Here is a 19141-nt window from a genome sequence, read left to right as displayed (position 1 = left end):
CGGGTGCCTATGGTGCTCTGATGACCTCTGCGCCCCCGCACCTCGTCTGGGACTGGAACGGCACCCTGCTCAACGACCTCAGCCTGGTGGTGTCCGCCACCAATGTCGTGTTCGCGAGCCTGGGCGGGCCGACGGTCACCCTGGACGAGCACCGGGTGCGGTTCCGCAGGCCGATCGCCGAGTACTACGCCGAGGTGCTGGGGCAGGCCGTGGACGACGACGAGTTCGGCCGACTGGACAAGATCTTCCACGACGCGTACCGCACCGGGCTGACCACCTGTGAGCTGGCCGCCGACGCGCGCGCCGCGATGGCGGCCTGGCCGGGCAGCCAGAGCCTGCTCTCCATGTGGTTCCACGAGGAGCTGGTCCCGACCGTGCACACGCACGGGTTGACCGGCCACTTCACCCGCGTCGACGGGCTGCGGGCCACTGTCGGCGGCGGCCAGAAGGCCGAGTCGCTCCAGCAGCACCTGGCCGAACTGGGCATGGACGGCGCCTCGGTGGTGCTGATCGGCGACTCCATCGACGACGCGGACGCGGCGCTCGCGGTGGGTGGCCGTGCCGTGCTCTACACCGGCGGGTTCACCGACCCGGCCCGGCTGCGCGCCTCCGGTCACCCGGTGGCGGACACCCTCACCGACGCGGTGGCCCTGGCCCGGGAGGTCAGTTCCGCAGATAGGTGAGGACGGCCAGCACCCGCCGGTGCTGTTCGGTGTCCGGCGGCAGGGTGAGCTTGGTGAAGATGTTGCGTACGTGCTTCTCCACCGCGCCGTCGCTGACCACCAGGGCGCGCGCGATGGCGGTGTTCGAGCGCCCCTCGGCCATCAGGGCGAGCACCTCGCGCTCGCGGGGGGTCAGCTCGCGCAGCGGGTCGTCCCGGCGACGCCGGGCGAAGAGCTGACCGACCACCTCCGGGTCGAGCACCGTGCCGCCGCCCGCCACCCGCCGCAGCGCGTCCAGGAACTCGTCGATCGCGGCCACCCGGTCCTTGAGCAGGTAACCGATCCCGCCGCCGGCGCCGCCGGTGGTGGCGAGCAGATCATCGGCGTACGACACCTCGACGTACTGGGAGAGCACCAGGATCGGGGTGCGCGGCACCAGCCGGCGGGCCTCCACCGCGGCCCGCAACCCCTCGTCGGTGTGCGACGGCGGCATCCGGACGTCGACGATCGACACGTCGGGCCGGTGCTCGACCACCGCCTCGACCAGGGCGTCACCGTCCCCGACGGCGGCCACCACCTGGTGCCCGCTCTCGGTCAGCAGCCGGACCAGCCCTTCCCGGAGCAGGACGGCGTCGTCGGCGATCACGATGCGCATGGCTGTGTTGTCTACCACGTCCGGCCCGTCGTACGGGCTCGGTGCGGTGCCGAACCGCTCACAGCGGCAGCTCGGCGCGGATCTCGGTGGGGCCGCCGGTCGGGCTGACCACCACCAGTTCGCCACCGGCGGCCCGGACCCGGTCGGCGATGCCGGCGAGCCCGTGCCCCTTCGCCAGGTGCGCGCCGCCCTGCCCGTCGTCGCCCACCCGCACCTGCAGGTGGGTGCCCTTCCGGGCCACGGCCACGGTGGCCTCGGTGGCCCGGCTGTGCTTGGCGACGTTGGTCAGCGCCTCGGACACCACGAAGTACGCGGTGTTCTCCACCGCCGGGTCGAGCCGTCCGGCCGGGGTGCCGAGCTGGGGGTCCACCTGGAGCTCGATCGGGATCAGCCCGCGGCCGGCGATCGCGGCCAGAGCGCTGGGCAGACCCCGGTCGACCAGGATCGGCGGCGCGATGCCCCGGGACAGCGCCCGCAGTTCGGCCAGCGTGTCCCGGGTCTGGGCGACGGCCTCGTCGATGGTGTGGCCGGCCGCCTCCGGGTCCGAGGCGAGCTGCATCCGGGCCCGGCTGAGGTCCATCGCCAGCCGGACCAGGCGCTGCTGGGGGCCGTCGTGGATGTCACGTTCCAACCGGCGCAGCGCGGAGGCCTCGGCGGACACGGCGGCCCGCTTCTGCTCCTCCAGCACGGTGATCCGGTCGCGCATCTCGGCCACCCCGGTCAGCATCGCCTTGGCGAAGCTGGCCTGGAGCAGTGCGCAGCCCCGCACCACGATCGGCAGGGTGATCAGGAAGAACACCCCGAGCGCGGTGTACAGGCCGATCCGGGCGGTGGTCGAGTCGCCCAGGCCGAGCAACTGCGCCAGGTCCTGGTCTCCCTCGCCCTCGGCCCGGGGCAGGGCCCAGTCGTACGCCCAGTAGAGCGAGCCGGCGATCGCCGCCGCCCACCAGGCCAGCGTCACCACGAAGGTGCCCACCGCCGCGATCAGCCGCAGGATGCCGTGTGCCAGGTCGAGCCAGGACTGGGCGTCCCGCATCGGCACGAAGATCCGCCGCCAGGCGTTCGCGCCCACCTCGGGCAGCCGGTAGTGCGGCCGGATCCGGGGTTGGTGGAGCACCGCGGGCAGCCGCAGCCGCTCGACGTCGGCCAGCCCTCGGGCGGCGTAGAGAGTGCCGCTGAGGATCGGCAGGCCGATCACCGTGACCACCAGGCCGATGCCGACCGCGAGGCCGACGATGAGGACGACGAAGCTGGCCACCGCCAGGGGCAGGCCGAGCAGCACGTACCCGGAGTCGACGAAGAGCTGGCGGGGGATGCTCGGTGCCAACGTCGGTCGGTCGCTGGTGGCGGCAACGGCGGTCATGCTCAAAGGCTAGGCATCTGGGCTCGGTGTCCCCATCCCGAAACCCCGCCTCTCCTCCGTAGTGCTGCCCCTACCCCGCCCTGTGCCGCGCTCGCCCGGCCCCGCCGATCTTGCACTTACGGTTGTGTATTTGTCCCACTATGAGCGGAAGGCGGAGACAGGAACTGCAAGATCGCGGGGGATGGGCGGTGGCCCGGCGCGGGATTGGTCAGAGAAGTCGGGATTGAGCAATAATCGCCCGGGACCGGGGTGGACCTGGGCGTTTAATCGATCTTGTGGAATGGAGGTGCTGGTGGGGTCGCGCCACGCAGCGACAAGATCGCGATTTGTGCACGTCTTCACAAGCGCCTACGCTGTGACTCCGACGCGCCCTGCTAGCACAGCCGGCAACCTCGGTCGCCAGCGGGAGTCCACAAACGGCCGACCAGCGGAGTTGGCCGAGGATCGCACCGCACGGAGTCTCATGAGTCAGCACCGTCACCCAGGCGCGCCCGGCCGCGCCGGTGCCGTACCGGCGCTCCCGGATCTGCCCGAGGCGACCGTCGCTCGGCTTCCGGAGTACCTGCGCGCGCTGCACAACCTCGCCGACGCCGGGCACGAGACGGTCTCCAGCGAGGGTCTCTCCGCCGCCGCCGGGGTCAACTCCGCCAAGCTCCGCAAGGACCTCTCCCACCTCGGCTCGTACGGCACCCGGGGCGTCGGCTACGACGTCGCGCTGCTGATCGAGCAGATCGAGTATGTGCTCGGGCTCACTCAACGCCGGGCGGTCGCCCTGGTCGGCGTGGGTAATCTCGGTCACGCTCTGGCCGGCTACGACGGCTTCGCCAGCCGCGGCTTCCGGATCGCCGCACTGCTCGACGCCGATCCCTCCCGGGTCGGTGAGGAGATCAACGGCCTGGTGGTTCGGCATGTTGACGACCTGCCGACGGTCGCCGCGGAGGAATCCCTCGCGATCGGCGTGATCGCCACCCCGGCCGCCGCCGCCCAGCAGGTCGCCGACCAACTGGTCGCCGTGGGCGTGACGAGCATCCTCAACTTCGCGCCGTGCGTACTCTCGGTTCCGGAGGGGGTCGACGTGCGCAAGGTCGACCTCGCCATCGAGCTGCAGATTCTGTCCTTCCACGAGCACCGCAAGGCGTCGCTGACCGCGCTGCCCGCCACCGGCGGCACCGCTCTCACCGCCCTGCCGGGCGGGTTCGCGGCCACCGACACCCAGGAGGCGATAGGCACGTGAAACTGCTCGTCGTCGGCGCGTCCTACCGGACCGCCCCGGTCGCCACGCTGGAGCAGCTGGCCGTGCCCCCCGCCGACCTGACCCGAACACTGGACCGCCTGGTCGCCCAGCCGTACGTTTCCGAGGCGGTGATCGTCTCCACCTGCAACCGGGTGGAGGTGTACGCCGCCGTGTCCGGTTTCCACGGTGGGCTCGGCGACGTCTGCGCCGTGCTGGCCGAGCAGGCCGGCAGCTCGCCGACCGCGCTCGCCAGCCACCTGTACGTGCACTACGACACCGCGGCTGTGGATCACGTCTTCAGGGTCGCCACCGGTCTGGACTCGATGGTGGTGGGCGAGGCGCAGATCCTCGGCCAGTTGCGTGACGCGTACCACTGGGCCACCGGCGCCGACTCGGCCGGCCGGCTGCTGCACGAGCTGATGCAGCAGGCGCTGCGGGTCGGCAAGCGCGCCCACGCCGAGACCGGCATCGACCGGGCCGGCCAGAGCGTCGTCACCGCCGCCCTGGAGCTGGCCGCCGGGCACCTCGACGGCGACCTCGTCGGCCACCCGGCCCTGGTGGTCGGCGCCGGTGCGATGGGTTCGCTCGGGGTGGCCACGCTGTCCCGGCTGGGCGCCGGGCCGCTCACCGTCAGCAACCGGGGCGCCGACCGGGCCGTCCGGCTCGCCGAGTCGTACGGGGCGACTGCCGCGCCGATGACCGAGCTGGCCGACACCCTCTCCACAGTGGACATCGTAGTGGCCGCCACCGCGTCCACCGAACCGGTCCTCACCCGGTCGGTGGTCACCGCGGCGCTGGCCGACCGCGACTCGTCCCGGGGCCCGCTGGTCCTGCTCGACCTGGCCGTTCCGCGCGACGTCGAGGAGGGCGTCGCCGAGCTGCCCGGCGTCGAGGTGATCGACATCGACCGGATGGCGGCGCTGCTCGCCGACGGTCCGGCGGCTGCCGACGCCGCAGCTGTCGAACGCATCGTCCTCGGCGAGGTGGAGGGCTTTCTCACCTGGCTGCGGGGCGCCGACGTGGCACCCACCGTGGCCGCGCTGCGCGGCCGGGCCGACGACGTGGTCACCGCGGAGCTGCGCCGACTGGCCCAGCGTCGCCCGGACCTCGGCGACGACCTGCGGGCCGAGGTGGCCCGCACTGTGCACCGGGTCGTGCAGCGGCTGCTGCACCAGCCCACCGTCAAGGTCCGTCAGTTGGCCGCGGAGCCCGGCGGCGACCAGTACGCGGCACTGCTGCGCGAGCTGTTCGACCTCGAGGTGCCGCAGACCTCGCCGGTGGACACCGTCCCGGACGTGCTGACCCCCGACCTCGGCATGGCGCTCCCCGGCACCGACCCGGTGTCCGGAGCCGACGCCGCCGAGCCCACCCCACCCACCGGAGGTGCGCGATGACCGCCCCCCTGCGCCTCGGCACCCGGGGCAGCGCCCTGGCGATGGCCCAGTCCGGCCAGGTCGCCGAGGCGGTGACCGCTGCCACCGGCCGCCGCGTCGAGCTGGTCGAGGTGGTCACCGCGGGCGACCGCTCCAACGCGCCGGTGCACCGGCTGGGCGTCGGGGTGTTCGTCTCCGCCCTGCGTGACGCGCTGACCGCCGGGACGATCGACTTCGCGGTGCACTCGTACAAGGATCTGCCCACGGCCGCCGCCGGTGGGCTGCACATCGCGGCGGTACCGGCCCGGCAGGACCCGCGCGACGCGTTGGTGGCCCGCGACGGCCGGACGCTCGCCGAGCTGCCGCCCGGGGCCACGGTGGGCACCGGAGCGCTGCGTCGGATCGCCCAGTTGCACGCCCTCGGCCTGCAACTGGAGGTCACCCCGATCCGCGGCAACGTCGACACCCGCCTGGGGCGGGTGCTCGGCCCCGAGGCCGACCTGGACGCCGTCGTCCTGGCCCGGGCCGGTCTGGCCCGACTCGGCCGGCTCGACGTGATCACCGAGTCGCTGGACCCGATGCTCATGCTGCCCGCTCCCGCTCAGGGTGCGTTGGCAGTGGAGTGCCGGGTCGACGACCAGGACCTGGTCGAGCTGCTCGCCGTGCTCGACCACGCACCGTCGCGTGCCGCGGTCACCGCGGAACGTGCGTTTCTGGCAACCCTGGAGGCCGGGTGCAGCGCACCCGTCGCCGCCTATGCCGAACTCGCCGAAGGCGAGACCGGCGATGAGATCTACCTGCGCGGGGCGGTGATCAGCCCGGACGGCACTCGTGACCTCCGGCTGTCCCGCACCGGAACGCCCGCCGACGCGGCGGAGATCGGTAAGGCACTCGCCGCCGAACTCCTCGACCTCGGCGCCGACTCGATCCTCGGCCACGAAGGACACACCGGCCCGGGGACCCAGCAATTTGGGAGCACAGAATGACCCGCACCCGTAAGCCCGTCGGCCGTATCGCGTTCGTCGGGGCTGGCCCCGGTGACCCGGGCCTGCTGACCCGTCGGGCCCACGACGCCCTGGTCGACGCCGACCAGGTGATCTACGACCGGGGAGTCCCGGAGTCGTTGCTCACCGTCGTTCGCGCCGAGGCCAGGGAAGATGCCGAGTTCACCCCGGCCGAGGGCGCGCCGGGGGACGTGGCGAAGGTGCTGATCTCCGCGGCCCGCTCCGGGCTCAACGCGGTGCACCTGGTCGCCGGCGACCCGTTCGGGCACGACTCGGTGGTCAAGGAGGTGCAGGCGGTGGCCCGCACCGCCGCCCACTTCGAGGTGGTGCCCGGCGTCGGCCAGGCCGAGGGTGTGGCCACCTACGCCGGGGTCCCGCTGCCGGGTGTGCGTACGGCCGCCGACGTCGAGGACGTCAGCGCGCTGGACTTCGAGGCGTTGGCCACGGCCGTCGGCCGGGGTTCGCTCGCGCTCGCCGTGGACGCCGGTGACCTCGCCGCCGTCCGCGACGGGCTGCTCGCCGCCGGGGTCGACGGCACCACCGGCGTCGGGGTGACCGGCGACGGCACCGGCGAGACCCAGTACACGACCACGTCGACCGTTGACAGCTTCGTGGCCGCCGCGCTCGGTTTCACCGGCCGGGTGGTGCTCACCGTCGGTGTCGGCGTGGGGCAGCGCGACAAGCTGAGCTGGTGGGAGAACCGCCCGCTGTACGGCTGGAAGGTGCTCGTACCCCGGACCAAGGAGCAGGCCGGCGCGATGAGCGCGCGGCTGCGCGCGTACGGGGCGATCCCGTGCGAGGTGCCGACCATCGCGGTCGAGCCGCCGCGCACCCCGGCGCAGATGGAGCGGGCGGTCAAGGGCCTGGTCGACGGCCGGTACGCCTGGGTCATCTTCACGTCGGTGAACGCGGTCCGCGCGGTCTGGGAGAAGTTCGCCGAGCACGGCCTCGACGCCCGGCACTTCGGTGGCGTCAAGATCGCCTGCATCGGTGAGGCCACCGCGGACGCGGTCCGCGCGTTCGGCATCCAGCCGGAGCTGATCCCCGCCGGGGAGCAGTCCTCGGACGGTCTGCTGGCCGAGTTCTCGCCGCACGACGAGATCCTCGACCCGGTGGGCCGGGTGCTGCTGCCGCGCGCCGACATCGCCACCGAGACGCTCGCCGCCGGGCTCACCGAGCGTGGCTGGGAGGTCGACGACGTGACCGCGTACCGGACGGTGCGGGCCGCTCCGCCGCCCGCCGAGATCCGCGACGCGATCAAGTCGGGCGGGTTCGACGCGGTGCTCTTCACCTCGTCCTCCACCGTGCGCAACCTGGTCGGCATCGCCGGGAAGCCGCACGCCCGGACCGTTGTTGCCGTCATTGGGCCCAAGACGGCGGAGACCGCGACGGAGTTCGGCCTGCGCGTCGACGTCCAGCCGCCGCACGCCTCGGTGCCCGACCTTGTGGAGGCGCTCGCCGCCTACGCCGTCGAGCTGCGGGAGAAGCTGGCGGCCATGCCGGCCAAGCAGCGCCGTGGCTCGAAGGTGCAGGGCCCGACCGCTCTGCGCTTCCGGTAGTCGTTCGAGGAGGGCCTGCCATGTCGTACCCCGAGATCCGGCCCCGCCGGCTGCGCCGCAACCCGGCGGTCCGCCGGCTGGTGTCCGAGACCCGGGTCGACCCGGCCGAGCTGGTCGTGCCGATGTTCGTCAAGGAGGGGCTCACCGAGCCCCGCGCCATCGGGTCGCTCCCGGGGGTGCTCCAGCACTCCCGGGACTCGCTGCGCAAGGCGGCGGTCGAGGCGGTCCAGGCCGGTGTCGGCGGGATCATGCTCTTCGGCGTGCCGGAGCAGCGGGACCCGACCGGCTCCGGCGGCATCGACCCGAACGGCATCCTCAACGTCGCCATCCGTGACGTGGTGGCCGAGGTGGGCGACGCCACGGTGGTGATGAGCGACCTGTGCCTCGACGAGTTCACCTCGCACGGGCACTGTGGGCTGCTCACCCCCGACGGTGAGGTCGACAACGACTCCACCCTGGCCGCGTACGCCGAGATGGCGGTGGCCCAGGCCGCCGCCGGGGTCGGCATGGTCGGGCCGTCCGGGATGATGGACGGCCAGGTCGGCGTGGTACGCCGGGCCCTCGACGACGCCGGTTACCAGGACGTCTCCGTGCTGGCGTACGCGGTGAAGTACGCGTCTGCCTTCTACGGCCCGTTCCGGGAGGCGGTGGAGTCGGCGCTGGAGGGCGACCGACGCACCTACCAGCAGGACCCGGCCAATCTGCGGGAGTCACTGCGCGAGGTCGCGCTCGACGTCGCCGAGGGCGCCGACCTGGTGATGGTCAAGCCGGCACTGCCCTACCTCGACGTGGTGTCGGCGGTGCGGGCCGCGGTGGACGTCCCGGTCGCCGCCTACCAGGTCTCCGGGGAGTACGCGATGGTCGAGGCGGCCGCTGCGAACGGCTGGATCGACCGCGAGCGGGTAATGCTGGAGACGCTCACCTCGATCAAGCGGGCTGGTGCGCAGGTCATCCTCACCTACTGGGCCGTCGAGGCCGCCGGCCTGCTCCGCCAGCGCTACTGACGATCGCTGCCCGGCGGCCATCGGTTCCCTGGGCCCGACGCCGCCTTGCGTGGCGGTTCCGTGGGCCCCACGCCGCCTCGCGTGGCGGTTTCCTGGGTCCCACGCCGCCTCGCGTGGCGGACGCTGGGCCCGACGCCTCCATGCTTGCCTTTGCTCTGCACCCGCGGATGCGACGGCTACGGACCGCGACCGGTGCTTATCGGGGTGCAGAGCAAAGGGGAAGGGTCAGGGGTTGGCCCCCTGCTCCTCCACGGTGAGGACGTGCTGCTCAATGCCCACGATTTCGGCGACCGTGCGAGAGCCACGTTTCCCGCGGTGACGGACGCCCGGTTGTCCACAGGTCCTTCCGTTGTCCACAGGCCTGCCAAACGGGACTGCGAGGAACGGGGCGAGCCGGGACGGTGGCGGTATGGCCGACTCACCGACACCCCTGGGCGCAGAAGCAACCAGCGCCGGAAGCTGGATCCCCGACGGTTCGAGCCCCAGCATCGCGCAGCGCGAAGTCATACTCAGCGAGCCCTCCGACACCCCATGGCCGGTCGTTGGCATCGTCCGGGCGGTCCGTCGTCACGCCGACCTGAGTCAACGTGAGCTGGCCCGGTGGGCGGGGGTGCACCACGCGACCATCGGCCGCATCGAGGCCGGTCGGACTGTTCCGAGCATTGAGCTGCTCCGCCGGATAGTCGGGGTCGTCGGATGTCGGCTGGCCGTCGCCGACGAGTTCGGCCGGGTGCTCAGGCCGATGCGGGACTGGGAAGACACGCGCGACGGTGCGGGGCGCCGCTACCCATCGCATCTGGACACCATCCTCGACCCCGAGCCGGGGGAGTGGTGGGCGGACATCTACGGGCTGGCCCGCCCGCCCGAGACGTTCTACCGCAATCGGGAGGTCCGGGACGCGATGCGTCGGCGCAGCCAATGGGAGGTGCGGGTAGCCAGGCACCGCGGCGATCCACCGCCGCCACAGCTCTGGCGGTACCGCTGAGGAGGAGAGACGAGGGCCCGCCGTCCCGAGCGGGTCCGGCGGGCCATCGTCGACCACGTTCCGTGATCAGTCGTCGTTGGTGATCGTTCCGGTCGCGAGTGGATCAGCCAGCCGCAGGCCGGGCACGCCGGCCACCAGCAGCGTCAACTTCTCGTCCGCCTCCCGCTTGCGGTCACCGCGTACCGACACCGGGAACGCCACCGACGTCTGCCCGGCGGGCAACACCTTGCAGCCGGCGTACGGTTCGAAGTCCGAGCCTGCCTGCGCCGTGAGGCCGACGGTGGCGGCGCAGAGCAGCACCGACTGGGACAGCGGCCGAGACACGGTGGCGGTGAAGGTGAGCTGCCGGGTGCCCTGGTTGCCCTCGGCCACCGCCGTGTCGGCCACGGTCAACGACGCTCGGGATCGGAACCTGGCCACCTGCGGGTCGTGGTCACTGGAACCGCGTGACCCGTCACCGGCGAACTCTGCCGGCCAGTCGGCGTTGATGTGCGCCGCCCGCACCTGCACCAGGTCGCCGTAGAACGCGTCGTTGACGAACAGGTGGTCGAGTGTCTGCGCCTGCCCCTCGAAGCTGTACGAGTAGGCCGAGGCCGACACGTCCGCCACGAGGTTGTCCCACAGGTTGTGCAGGCCCGCCTCGTAGAGCGGGGCGAGCTGGTCCGACGGCGTGGGCTGGTCACCCGTCGCAATGGGGTCGTCCGGGCGGGGGAACACGTTCAGGTCCCCGCCGTAGACCACCCGGGCGGTCTGGTCGGCCGCCTCGATCGCGGTGACGATCGCCGCGCCGTAACGCGCCTGCTCCCGCCGCTGCCCAACCCGGCTGTCCGGGCCGGAGGAGTAGTGGTTGCTGAGGGCGTACAGGGCGAACCGCTCGGTCGCGCCGGGCGCCGCGGCCACGCTGAACTTGCCCAACTGCGGAGCACGGGTGAAGACGTTGCTCCCGTCCCGGCCGGTCGAGGTGTCCACATCCGCCGGCAACACCGCGTTGAGGGCCTTCGGGTTCTGCACGTCGGCGTTGGACGGCAGCCCCGCAGCCCGGTACTGAACGGTCGGTGCCGACCCCAGCAGGGGGTCCGCCGCCGTCGCGGCCGCCAGCGACACCCGGTCCGTGCGGTACAGGAAGGCTGCGGTGATACCGCGGGCGTCCGCGCCGGTCCGGTCATAGGCGGCGGCGTACGCGGGCCCACCGGCCGCCGCGACCGTCAGCGCCAACTCCTGGATGCTGTCCGGAGCGCCATCGGCGTTGTTGGTGTCGCCGCAGCTCAGCGCCGCCCCGGAGATCGTGCAGATGTCCTGGTCCTCGGCCTCCTGCACCAGGATCACGTCCGGTGCGTGCAGGTCCTTGACGATCTGGTCGGCGAGCGCGGCCAGTTGCTCGCGGTACTCCGCCTCGCTGCCCGGGACGTAGTCGAACGGCGGGGAGACGCCCACGCAGCCGTCGTTACCGGCGAAGTCGCAGCCGTCGAACGGGTCGTCGCGGTAGTCGTACAGGTTCTCCACGTTGTAGGTGGCCACGGCCACCTCCTGCGACCGGTCGGCCGGCTTGGGCGGGTTGTTCTTCGACGGGTCGGCCCCGGCGGCGAACTCGGCCCGCTCGACCTGGACGCCGTACTTCTCGAACGAGTAGTAGACCCCGCCCACCGCGTCCGCCCGCAGCGTGTCGAAGGTGTGCGCCGGCGAGAGCAGCGCGGCGCTGTCCCCGGCGGTGGCCTTCACGCCCATGCTGCCGAGGAGCGTCCGCTGACCGTTGCCGTCGTCGAAGCGGCGGGTCGGGTCGTTGTCCAGTGGGTGCGAATCACGGAAGACCCGCCGGGAGTACGGGTCGGCGCGGTCCAGCAGCGGGTCGTCGCGGTCGACCACCCACAGCTCCGCGTCGGCCGTGGAGGAGAAGACGTCCCGGCCGCTCACCGCGCCGCTGCCAGCGCGTACCCGCATCCGGGAACCCTCGTGCCGCTCCCAGAAGCGCTGCGCGTCGGTCAGCACGGCCGGCGGCACCGCGTCGGTCACCGCAACCGCGGTGTCCACGACCAGCCCACCACCGATCCGGCGGACCAGCGACGCGCCGGAGAGCTGGGTGAAGTTGTAGTACTCCGACACCCGGGCCCGCAGCACGACCTCGTCGCCGACCGTCGGCACGTAACCGCCGATCAGCGAGGTGAACGTGCCCATGAACACGAAGATGCCGTCGGAGCTGGTCGGGTCGTCGTCGGTGTCACCAAGGCGGCTCTGCAGGAAGAAGCCGTGCTGCTCCGCCCCGGCCGAGGTGCGGGCCAGGGTCAACTGGGTGATCACGCCGCGTACGTCGTACAGCGTGCTGCTCGTGCCGTTGCCGCTCGCCGGTGCGAGCGGTGACCGGTCGCTCGGACCGGACTCGGTGTCGGTGGTCGGACCCTGCACCTCGCCGACGGTCAGCTCCCGGGTCACCTGCACGGCCAGCGCGCAGCTCGCGGTGCCACCGCCCGCGTCGGTCGCGGTGAGGGTGACGGTGTACGCCCCGGCGGCGAGGTCGGCGCTCACGCCGACCGTGGCGCGGGCGGTGCCGCCCACCCCGTCGGCGGGGGTGAACGCGGTACGGGTGATCGAGCCGGAGGTCGGGCTCGGGCTGATCGCGGTCACCGCCAGGTCGACGATCGTGTCGTCGGGGTCGGCGGCGCTCACCTCGCGGCTCGCGGCCGTGCCGGCGGCGGTGACCAGCGGCCCGCCACAGGTCAGCGTGGCCGGCACGTCGACCGGGCCACCGCCGTCCACGGTGTGCGCGCCCAGCCCGTCGAACGTGTCGACGGGGAACCCGGCCCACTGCGTGGCGGGGTCGAACGCGTCCGAAGGGTCGGTGTCACCGGCGGCCACGTTCGGCAGTCGGCGCAGGGTGTTGTCCGCGGTGCTGGTGACGCCGGCGCCCCACTCGGTGCCCGGGTCGACGCCCACCTGGCCGATCGAGTCGAGCACTGTGGTGCCCCGGCGCAGCACGATCGCGTCGTCACCGTTGAAGAGGCTCGCCCCGCTGGTCTGGTCGGCCTGGGCGAGGATGGCGGCCCCGGCGGAGGCGCTGGCGAACACGAACGCGTCGCCGGCCGCCACGCTGCCGGTCAGGGCGATCGTGGTGGCCGTGGTGGAGCCGTTGAAGTAGAGCTGCAACTGGTAGCCACCGGCCGTCAGGTCGACGGCGGCGCCCGTGCCGTTGAACAGCTCGATCGCCTTGTTGTTCGACGAACCCTCGACGTACTCCGAGATGAACAGGTCGGTGGGTGCGGCGCTGGCCGCGGTGGGTGCGACGCCGAGCGCCGTGACGGTCACGGCGGCGGTGGCGGTCGCGAGCGCGGCGATAGAGCGGCGCGGGCGCATAGGGCCTCCACGATGGGTGGATGGGGGTCAACGCACGTTAAGGTGCGCGACTGTCCACCGTCCATCCCCTAATGGACACTTTCGTGAATTTCTCAGCGCGGCGGATCGAGGCGGTGCACCAGCTCAGCGACGTCGACGCTGTATTCGCACCAGTCCCGGTCGGGGCGGTAGCCCAGCTCCGCGTTGACCTTCAACATCGCCTCGTTGGCCTGCGCGTTCCAGGTCTGCACCTCGATCAGCTCCGGTTCGGCGGAGCGCAGCTCCAGCAGCATCCGGGCCTTGATCGCCCGATCGATGCCGTAGCCCCGGTGATCCTGCGCAACGATCGTGTCGTACTGGTCGGCGCGGGTCGGGTGCTGCGCCGGCACCACCACCTCGGTCAGACCGGCCACCTCGCCGCTCTGCTCGTGCCGGGCGAGAACGATGTACGGCTTCATGCCCCGCCGGTGCAGCGTGTCGAGGCTGTCCCGCAGCCGCTCCGGGTCGTAGGAGCTGGGGCGCAGCTCACCGTCGTCGACGTCGCGCACCTCGGCCTTGGCCCGCGCGTACGCATCGATCAGGTCGTCCGGCGGCCCGCCCGGGAAGAACTCCAGCTGGTAGCCCGCGCTGATGCCGGTGGCCATCTCGGCCAGCTCGGCCCAGTCCACCGCGGTCAGGTCGAGCACGCTGCGCGTCTCCACGTACTCCCGGGTGAAGCCGAGCGACTCGTAGAACCCGACCGCCGGCGTGTCGCCGACAACCTCGACCCCGATCGACCGGAAGCCCTCCTGATAGACCCGGCGCGCGGCGCGCAGCACCAGGTCACGGCCGAGGCCGGTGCGCCGGGCGGACGGGTGCACCAGCACCTCGAGCACGCCGATGTCACCCAGAAGGAGTACGTGCACCTGGCCGATCACCGCGCCCGCGTCGCCCGGGTCGGTCGGCTCGGCCTGGGCGATCCAGGAGATCCGCCGCTCGCCGGGCATCACCTCGGCGAGGTACTCCCGCAGCGAAGCCTCCCGCCAGGGCGGATCCTGCGGCAGATCGGCCGCCAGGACCGCGTTCAGCGTGGCCAACAGCGACGCGATCTCGGCGGACGACGCGGTCCTGGGGTCCCACTCGCGCACCATCACCCGTCTAGCTTGCCGCTAACAGAGGCCCGGGGGAAGTGTCCAGTTCTCCAACGTATCGAGACGATCACTTCATGGCCGACTGGCCCGTCCGTACCGGTTCGCGGTGTCGTAGACGTCCTGGGCGTACCGCCGTACGTCGTTGTAGGAGAGGATCGCGTTCCACCAGTCGCCCGCAATGCTCAGGTTCCGGCCGCCCTTGCAGAGGTAGTTTCCCGCTGCCAGGGCGGCGTCGTCCAGGTCGTGCGGGTCCTTGCGGCCGTCGTTGTCCGCGTCCGCGCCGATTTCCTGCCAGGTGGTCGGGATGAACTGCATCGGCCCGATGGCGCGGTCGAGGGTTGCGTCCCCGTCGAGCGCCCCACGGTCGGTGTCGATGATCCGCATCCGACCGTCCTTGCCGTCCAGCGGCTGGCCGAAGATGTTGGGTACCGCCTTGCCGTCCTGCCCCAACCGCGCCCCGTTGGTCGAGCCGTGATCCGATTCGACCTTTCCGATCGCGGCCAGCGTGGTCCAGCTCAGCGCACAGCTGCGGTTGGTCTGGGCGAGCACCAGCTCGGCGTAGCCGTACGCCTGCATGGCGACCGCCGGGACGCCGACCTTGGCGCCGACCTGCTGCGCCCAGCCGGCCAGGGCGTCCGACGGTCGGCCACCGATCACCGACCCGGTCGGCAGCCCGTTGCCGGGCAACCCGCCGGTGGGCAGCGGGAGGGTCGGCAGCGGCCCGGTGGGCAGCGGGCTGGTCGGCAGGCCGGATGGCACCCCCGGCGGTGCGACCCCGGTCGGCGAGGCCGAGGCGTCGACCGCGACCGGGCGCGGTGAGCGGATCGCGGCCGGTACGAGCAGCGCTCCCGCCGCGGCGGTCGCGGCCACCAGCGCCAGCAGGAAGACGCCGGGCAGGGTCAGCCGACCGCTGGGTCGGCGCGCCCAGGCGCGGGTCGCCTGGGCCGCGGCGGCCGCTGCCCGGCGCGGTGGCAGACGTACCGCGTGCGCGAACTGCACCCGCCGCCGGCGGCGGACCGGGTCGGACGCCGGCACGGCCGGGATCTCATCCACAGTGGTCTTCGCCGGACCTGCGGCATCGGTCTTCGCGTCGTCGGCTGGCGTGTCGGCGCTCGACGCGCCGGCTGACTTCGGCGCGCCCGGGTCACTGGCGCTGCCATCCGCCTTCGGGTCCTCGGCTTTCGTGGCGTCGGCTTTCGCGGCGTCGGCCTTGACGGTGTCGGTCTTCTGATCCTCGGGTTTCGCAGCGTCGGCCTTCGCGTCCTCGGCTTTACCAGTCGCGGCCTCGGCCTTGGGTGCCTCGGTCTGGGGGGCGGTCGCTGGGCCAGCGGTTGGGACGGGTTCGGCTGGGATTTTCGTGCCGGTGGCGCTCGCGTCCGGTTCGGACCCGGCGGAGTCGGCCGCGGTGGGCTTGGCCGCCGGCGGAGCTGGCGTGGTGGCCGGTGGCGTGGTGGCCGGTGGCGTGGTGGCCGGTGGCGTGGTCGGCGCACCCGCGGAACGCCCGCTCAGCCAGGGGCGGCGGGGGCGGGGCAGCTTGCGCACCGGGTCGGGCGCGGCCCCTGAGCCTTCGAGCGGCCCGTCCAGCGGCGCGGCCGGTCGTAAAGGTTGCACACGCGTGTCGTCCTCGCCGTCCACCACCTGTCGAGTATCACCCATGCTTCGCGAACCGCCAGATCCACGTACCCTGGGTGCCATGCCCCGGTACGAGTTCCGCTGCCGCGCCTGCGGCGACACCTTCGAGGTCAACCGTTCGATGGCGGCGGCAGGTGAGCCGGCCAGCTGCCCTCAGGGACACGCCGACACGGTCAAGCTTCTTTCCGCGGTCGCGGTCACCGGCCGCAGTGGTGGTGCCCCGGCACCCGCCGCTGGTGGTGGTGGCTGCTGCGGCGGCGCCTGCGGCTGCTGATCGGGCCGATTCGCCGCCGCATGGTGGGCCAGCCTTGCCGGGAGCGGGTCCGAGTGGCACGTTGAGGCGGCACTTGCCCAGCCGTTCTCACGATGTGTGATCGCTCGGACTCAGGCAGCATGAACCCGACGTCACGGGCGGAGGTTCCTCGCATGTCGCCACGGATCCAGCTCCCGAGCGGTTGGGTGACCTTCGTATTCACCGATATCGAGGGCTCGACCCGGCTGGCTCAGCTGCTCGGCCCGGACTACCGCCCGGTGCTCGCTGAGCATCGACGGCTGCTGCGCTGCACGCTGGCCAGCACGGGTGGCGCGGAGCTGCTGACCGAGGGCGACTCGTTCTTCCTGGCCTTCGAGGAAGCGACCGCGGCGATGACCGCGTGCCTGACCGCCCAGCGAGCACTGTCCAGCCACGACTGGCCCACCTCCGAGGCCGCGCCCCGGGTTCGGATGGGCCTGCACACCGGCTATGCCGAGCCACGCGACGGCGAGTACGCCAGCCCCGAGGTGCACCGGGCTGCCCGGGTGGCGGCCGCCGCGCACGGCGGGCAGGTGCTCTGCACAGCGTCCACCGCACGTCGTGCCGAGCCGATGCCGCCGGGTGCGACCCTGCTCGACCTGGGCCTGCACCGACTGCGCGGCTTCGATGACCGGGAACGACTGTTCCAACTGGTCGCCCCGGGTCTGGAGCGGCAGTTCCCCCGGCCCCGCACCGCTGACGCGGTGGCGCACAACCTGCCCACCCAGGTGACCTCGTTCGTCGGCCGGCAGGCCGAGCGCATCGAGTTGGGCCTGCTGGTGCGTCAGCACCGCCTGGTCACCGTGCTGGGCGCCGGCGGCGCGGGCAAGACCCGGCTCGCGGTGGAGTTGGCCAGCGGAGTTGTCGAGGCGTACCCGGACGGGGTCTGGTTCGTCGACATCGCTTCGGTGACCGACCCGGGGCTGGTGGCGTTCGCCATCGCCGCCGTGCTCGGCCTGCGTCCCGAGCCCGGTCGACCGATGCTGGACACCCTCGTCGAGTACGCGGCCGGCCGCCGGATGTTGGTCGTACTGGACACCTGCGACACCCAACCGGCTGCCTGCGCGGAGGTGATCGCGCGGCTGTTGTCCGGCGGGGGTGGCGTACGGGTGCTGGCCACCAGCCGTGAGTCGTTCAGCCTGCCCGGCGAGGTGGTGTGGCGGATTCCGCCGCTCTCGGTGGACCCGCGCGCGGACGGTGCGGAGAGCGACGCGGTGGCGCTGCTGCTGGACCGTACGGCGGCGGCGCGCGGTGGTCGGCAGCCCGACCCGGCCGAGTCCGCCGACCTGCGTCGGGTCGTGCAGCGGTTGGACGGTCTGCCGCTCGCCATCGAGTTGGCCGCCGCCCGGCTGCGGGTGCTCTCCGTCGGCCAGCTCGCCGAGCGGCTGGACGATGTCCTCGGCACCCTGGACGCTGGCCGGGAGGACCCGGATCCGCCGCCGGTGGAGCGGGGCTGGTCCGGCAACCAGCAGGACACCGTGGACCTGGTGGCCGCGGCGGCCGGGGCGTCACCGCCCACGCCGGCGAGCCGAGCGGTGCAGCGCTCGGCCACCGAACGGCATCTGACCATGCAGGCCACCGTCACCTGGTCCTACCGGACGCTGGGGCCCCGGGCCGCCCGCCTGCTGCGGTGGCTGGCGGTCTTCGCCGGCCCGGTGGATCTGGCGACTGTGGAGTGGCTGCTGGGTGACGATCCGCTGGACCCGCTCTCGGTCCTGGTGGACAAGTCGATGGTGTTGGCCGAGCCGCGTGCCTCCGGCAGCACCTACCGGATGCTCGACCCCATCCGGGCGTACGCGGCGCGGCGGTTGGCCGAGGCTGGCGAGGAGCAGGCCGCTCGGGACCGGCACGTGGCCTGGTCGGCGCACGCGTTGGACCGGGCCCACCTGGGCCAGGACGGCCGGCCGGTGACGCTGTCGTTGTATGCCCTCGATCCACTGGCCGGGGAGCTGCGCGCCGCGCTGCGGTGGTGCGCCACCGGAGGCAGCGCCCGAGCCGGTCTCGGTCTGGCGGGTGGGCTGGACCAGTGGTGGCTGGAGCGGGGCCTGGCCCGCGAGGGGCGGCTGTGGCTGTTCCGGCTGTACGGACGGATCGCCGAGACGGGGGAGCGGATCCCGGAGGCGGAGATGGCGGCGGCGTACCACATGCATTCGCTGCATGCCAGCGCCGACGGCGAGTTCGCCGAGGAGCTGCGCTACTCCCAGCGGGCGGAGGCGGCGGCGCGGCAGGCCGGCGACGCCGGGTTGTTGGCCCGGGTGCTCGCCGGCAGGGCCGCGCCGCTCGTGGACATGGGGCAGTTCGTCGAGGCCGAGCGGGTGTGCCGGGAGGTCATCGACTGGGCGCACGGGCAGGACGTGGTCGGCGAGGCGCTGTTCGCGGTGTTCAGCCTGGCCGAGCTGCTCTGGCGGCGGGGCGCCCTGGAGGAGGCGGCGGAACTGCTGGGCGCGGTCCGTCCGGTGGAGGCAGCCCGTCCCGTGGAGCGGGGTCGGCGTTCGGTGGACATGCTGCTCGGCATGGTCGCGCTGGCCCGGGGCGACGTGATCGCCGCACACGAGCATCTGCTGGTGGCGCTGCGCTCCCGGATGGGCCACGGCTACCACGGGCGGGCGTGCGACACCTTGAACGCGGTCGCGGTGCGCTGCGCGATCGGCGGGGAGCGGTTGACCGCCGCCCGCCTGTTCGGGGCAGCGCAGGCCACCCGGGCGAGCATGCGTGCCACGCCTGGCATCTTCGGCGGTTACTGGGCCGAGCAGCAGGGGGAGTTGCGCGCGGTGCTGGGCGACGCGGCCTTCGACGACGCGTACGGCGAGGGTGCGGAGCTGGGGCTGGACGAGGCTGCGGCGCTGGCACTCGACGTGGAACACCCGGACCTGGCGGCGGATTCGACCCGCTTCAGCAACGGCCTGTCCCAACCGACCCCCCGC

At 72.7% G+C, this 19141-nt stretch carries 14 protein-coding genes; 9 read left to right on the top strand and 5 right to left on the bottom strand.

Annotated features, from left to right (window positions below; translation table 11 throughout):
- Positions 1–20: 20 nt before the first annotated feature.
- Positions 21–683: an HAD family hydrolase gene (locus DLJ58_RS02535; RefSeq protein ID WP_124853669.1), complete on the top strand. Its 663-nt coding sequence runs from the start codon at positions 21–23 to the stop codon at positions 681–683.
- Here DLJ58_RS02535 and DLJ58_RS02530 read toward each other — a convergent pair.
- Together DLJ58_RS02530 and DLJ58_RS02525 are read right to left on the bottom strand one after the other, a co-directional pair.
- A complete protein-coding gene (locus DLJ58_RS02530) occupies positions 664–1317 on the bottom strand; it encodes a response regulator transcription factor (RefSeq protein WP_030329744.1) in 654 nt (217 codons plus the stop codon). The two genes, DLJ58_RS02535 and DLJ58_RS02530, sit on opposite strands and share 20 nt — an antisense overlap.
- Positions 1318–1375: 58 nt before the next feature.
- Complete coding sequence (locus tag DLJ58_RS02525; RefSeq protein ID WP_124853668.1) at positions 1376–2680, bottom strand: sensor histidine kinase; 1305 nt, start codon at positions 2678–2680, stop codon at positions 1376–1378.
- Between the two features lie 463 nt (positions 2681–3143).
- On the opposite strand from DLJ58_RS02525, the gene DLJ58_RS02520 reads away from it, so the two are divergent.
- The 6 genes from DLJ58_RS02520 to DLJ58_RS02495 all read left to right on the top strand — a co-directional run bounded on the left by DLJ58_RS02520 (position 3144) and on the right by DLJ58_RS02495 (position 9839).
- The gene (locus DLJ58_RS02520) at positions 3144–3914 is read left to right on the top strand and encodes a redox-sensing transcriptional repressor Rex (protein ID WP_091402715.1); all 771 of its coding nucleotides are present in this window, start codon (positions 3144–3146) and stop codon (positions 3912–3914) included.
- Positions 3911–5308: a glutamyl-tRNA reductase gene (locus tag DLJ58_RS02515; RefSeq protein ID WP_124853667.1), complete on the top strand. Its 1398-nt coding sequence runs from the start codon at positions 3911–3913 to the stop codon at positions 5306–5308. Before DLJ58_RS02520 ends, DLJ58_RS02515 begins: the two co-directional genes overlap by 4 nt.
- Positions 5305–6273 (top strand): hydroxymethylbilane synthase, encoded by a 969-nt coding sequence (gene hemC / locus DLJ58_RS02510; protein ID WP_124853666.1) that lies wholly within the window; start codon positions 5305–5307, stop codon positions 6271–6273. Before DLJ58_RS02515 ends, hemC begins: the two co-directional genes overlap by 4 nt.
- The gene (locus DLJ58_RS02505) at positions 6270–7850 is read left to right on the top strand and encodes a bifunctional uroporphyrinogen-III C-methyltransferase/uroporphyrinogen-III synthase (protein WP_124853665.1); all 1581 of its coding nucleotides are present in this window, start codon (positions 6270–6272) and stop codon (positions 7848–7850) included. The genes hemC and DLJ58_RS02505 overlap by 4 nt, the downstream gene beginning before the upstream one ends.
- 20 nt (positions 7851–7870) lie before the next feature.
- The gene (gene hemB, locus DLJ58_RS02500; protein ID WP_124853664.1) at positions 7871–8854 is read left to right on the top strand and encodes a porphobilinogen synthase; all 984 of its coding nucleotides are present in this window, start codon (positions 7871–7873) and stop codon (positions 8852–8854) included.
- A gap of 409 nt (positions 8855–9263) precedes the next feature.
- Positions 9264–9839 (top strand): helix-turn-helix transcriptional regulator, encoded by a 576-nt coding sequence (locus tag DLJ58_RS02495; protein WP_124853663.1) that lies wholly within the window; start codon positions 9264–9266, stop codon positions 9837–9839.
- Positions 9840–9905: 66 nt separating this feature from the next.
- On the opposite strand, the gene DLJ58_RS02490 is transcribed toward DLJ58_RS02495, so the two are convergent.
- From DLJ58_RS02490 to DLJ58_RS02480, 3 genes are all read right to left on the bottom strand, one after another.
- Positions 9906–13184 carry a lamin tail domain-containing protein gene (locus DLJ58_RS02490; RefSeq protein ID WP_124853662.1) on the bottom strand — a complete coding sequence of 1093 codons (3279 nt, stop codon included), beginning with the start codon at positions 13182–13184 and terminating at the stop codon, positions 9906–9908.
- 92 nt (positions 13185–13276) lie between these two features.
- Positions 13277–14293 carry a GNAT family N-acetyltransferase gene (locus DLJ58_RS02485; RefSeq protein WP_124853686.1) on the bottom strand — a complete coding sequence of 339 codons (1017 nt, stop codon included), beginning with the start codon at positions 14291–14293 and terminating at the stop codon, positions 13277–13279.
- 72 nt (positions 14294–14365) lie between these two features.
- A complete protein-coding gene (locus DLJ58_RS02480) occupies positions 14366–15949 on the bottom strand; it encodes a lytic transglycosylase domain-containing protein (RefSeq protein WP_208740808.1) in 1584 nt (527 codons plus the stop codon).
- Positions 15950–15986: 37 nt separating this feature from the next.
- On the opposite strand from DLJ58_RS02480, the gene DLJ58_RS02475 reads away from it, so the two are divergent.
- On the top strand, positions 15987–16199 hold the full coding sequence (locus DLJ58_RS02475) for an FmdB family zinc ribbon protein (protein ID WP_112674337.1): 213 nt from the start codon (positions 15987–15989) through the stop codon (positions 16197–16199).
- 152 nt (positions 16200–16351) lie between these two features.
- The coding region (locus DLJ58_RS34380; RefSeq protein WP_124853661.1) for an ATP-binding protein at positions 16352–19141 on the top strand (2790 nt) is incomplete at its 3' end.

It is taken from the genome of Micromonospora arida (genome assembly GCF_003857035.1).
Classification (GTDB): domain Bacteria; phylum Actinomycetota; class Actinomycetes; order Mycobacteriales; family Micromonosporaceae; genus Micromonospora; species Micromonospora arida.
This window is presented reverse-complemented; position numbering and strand designations above follow the sequence as displayed.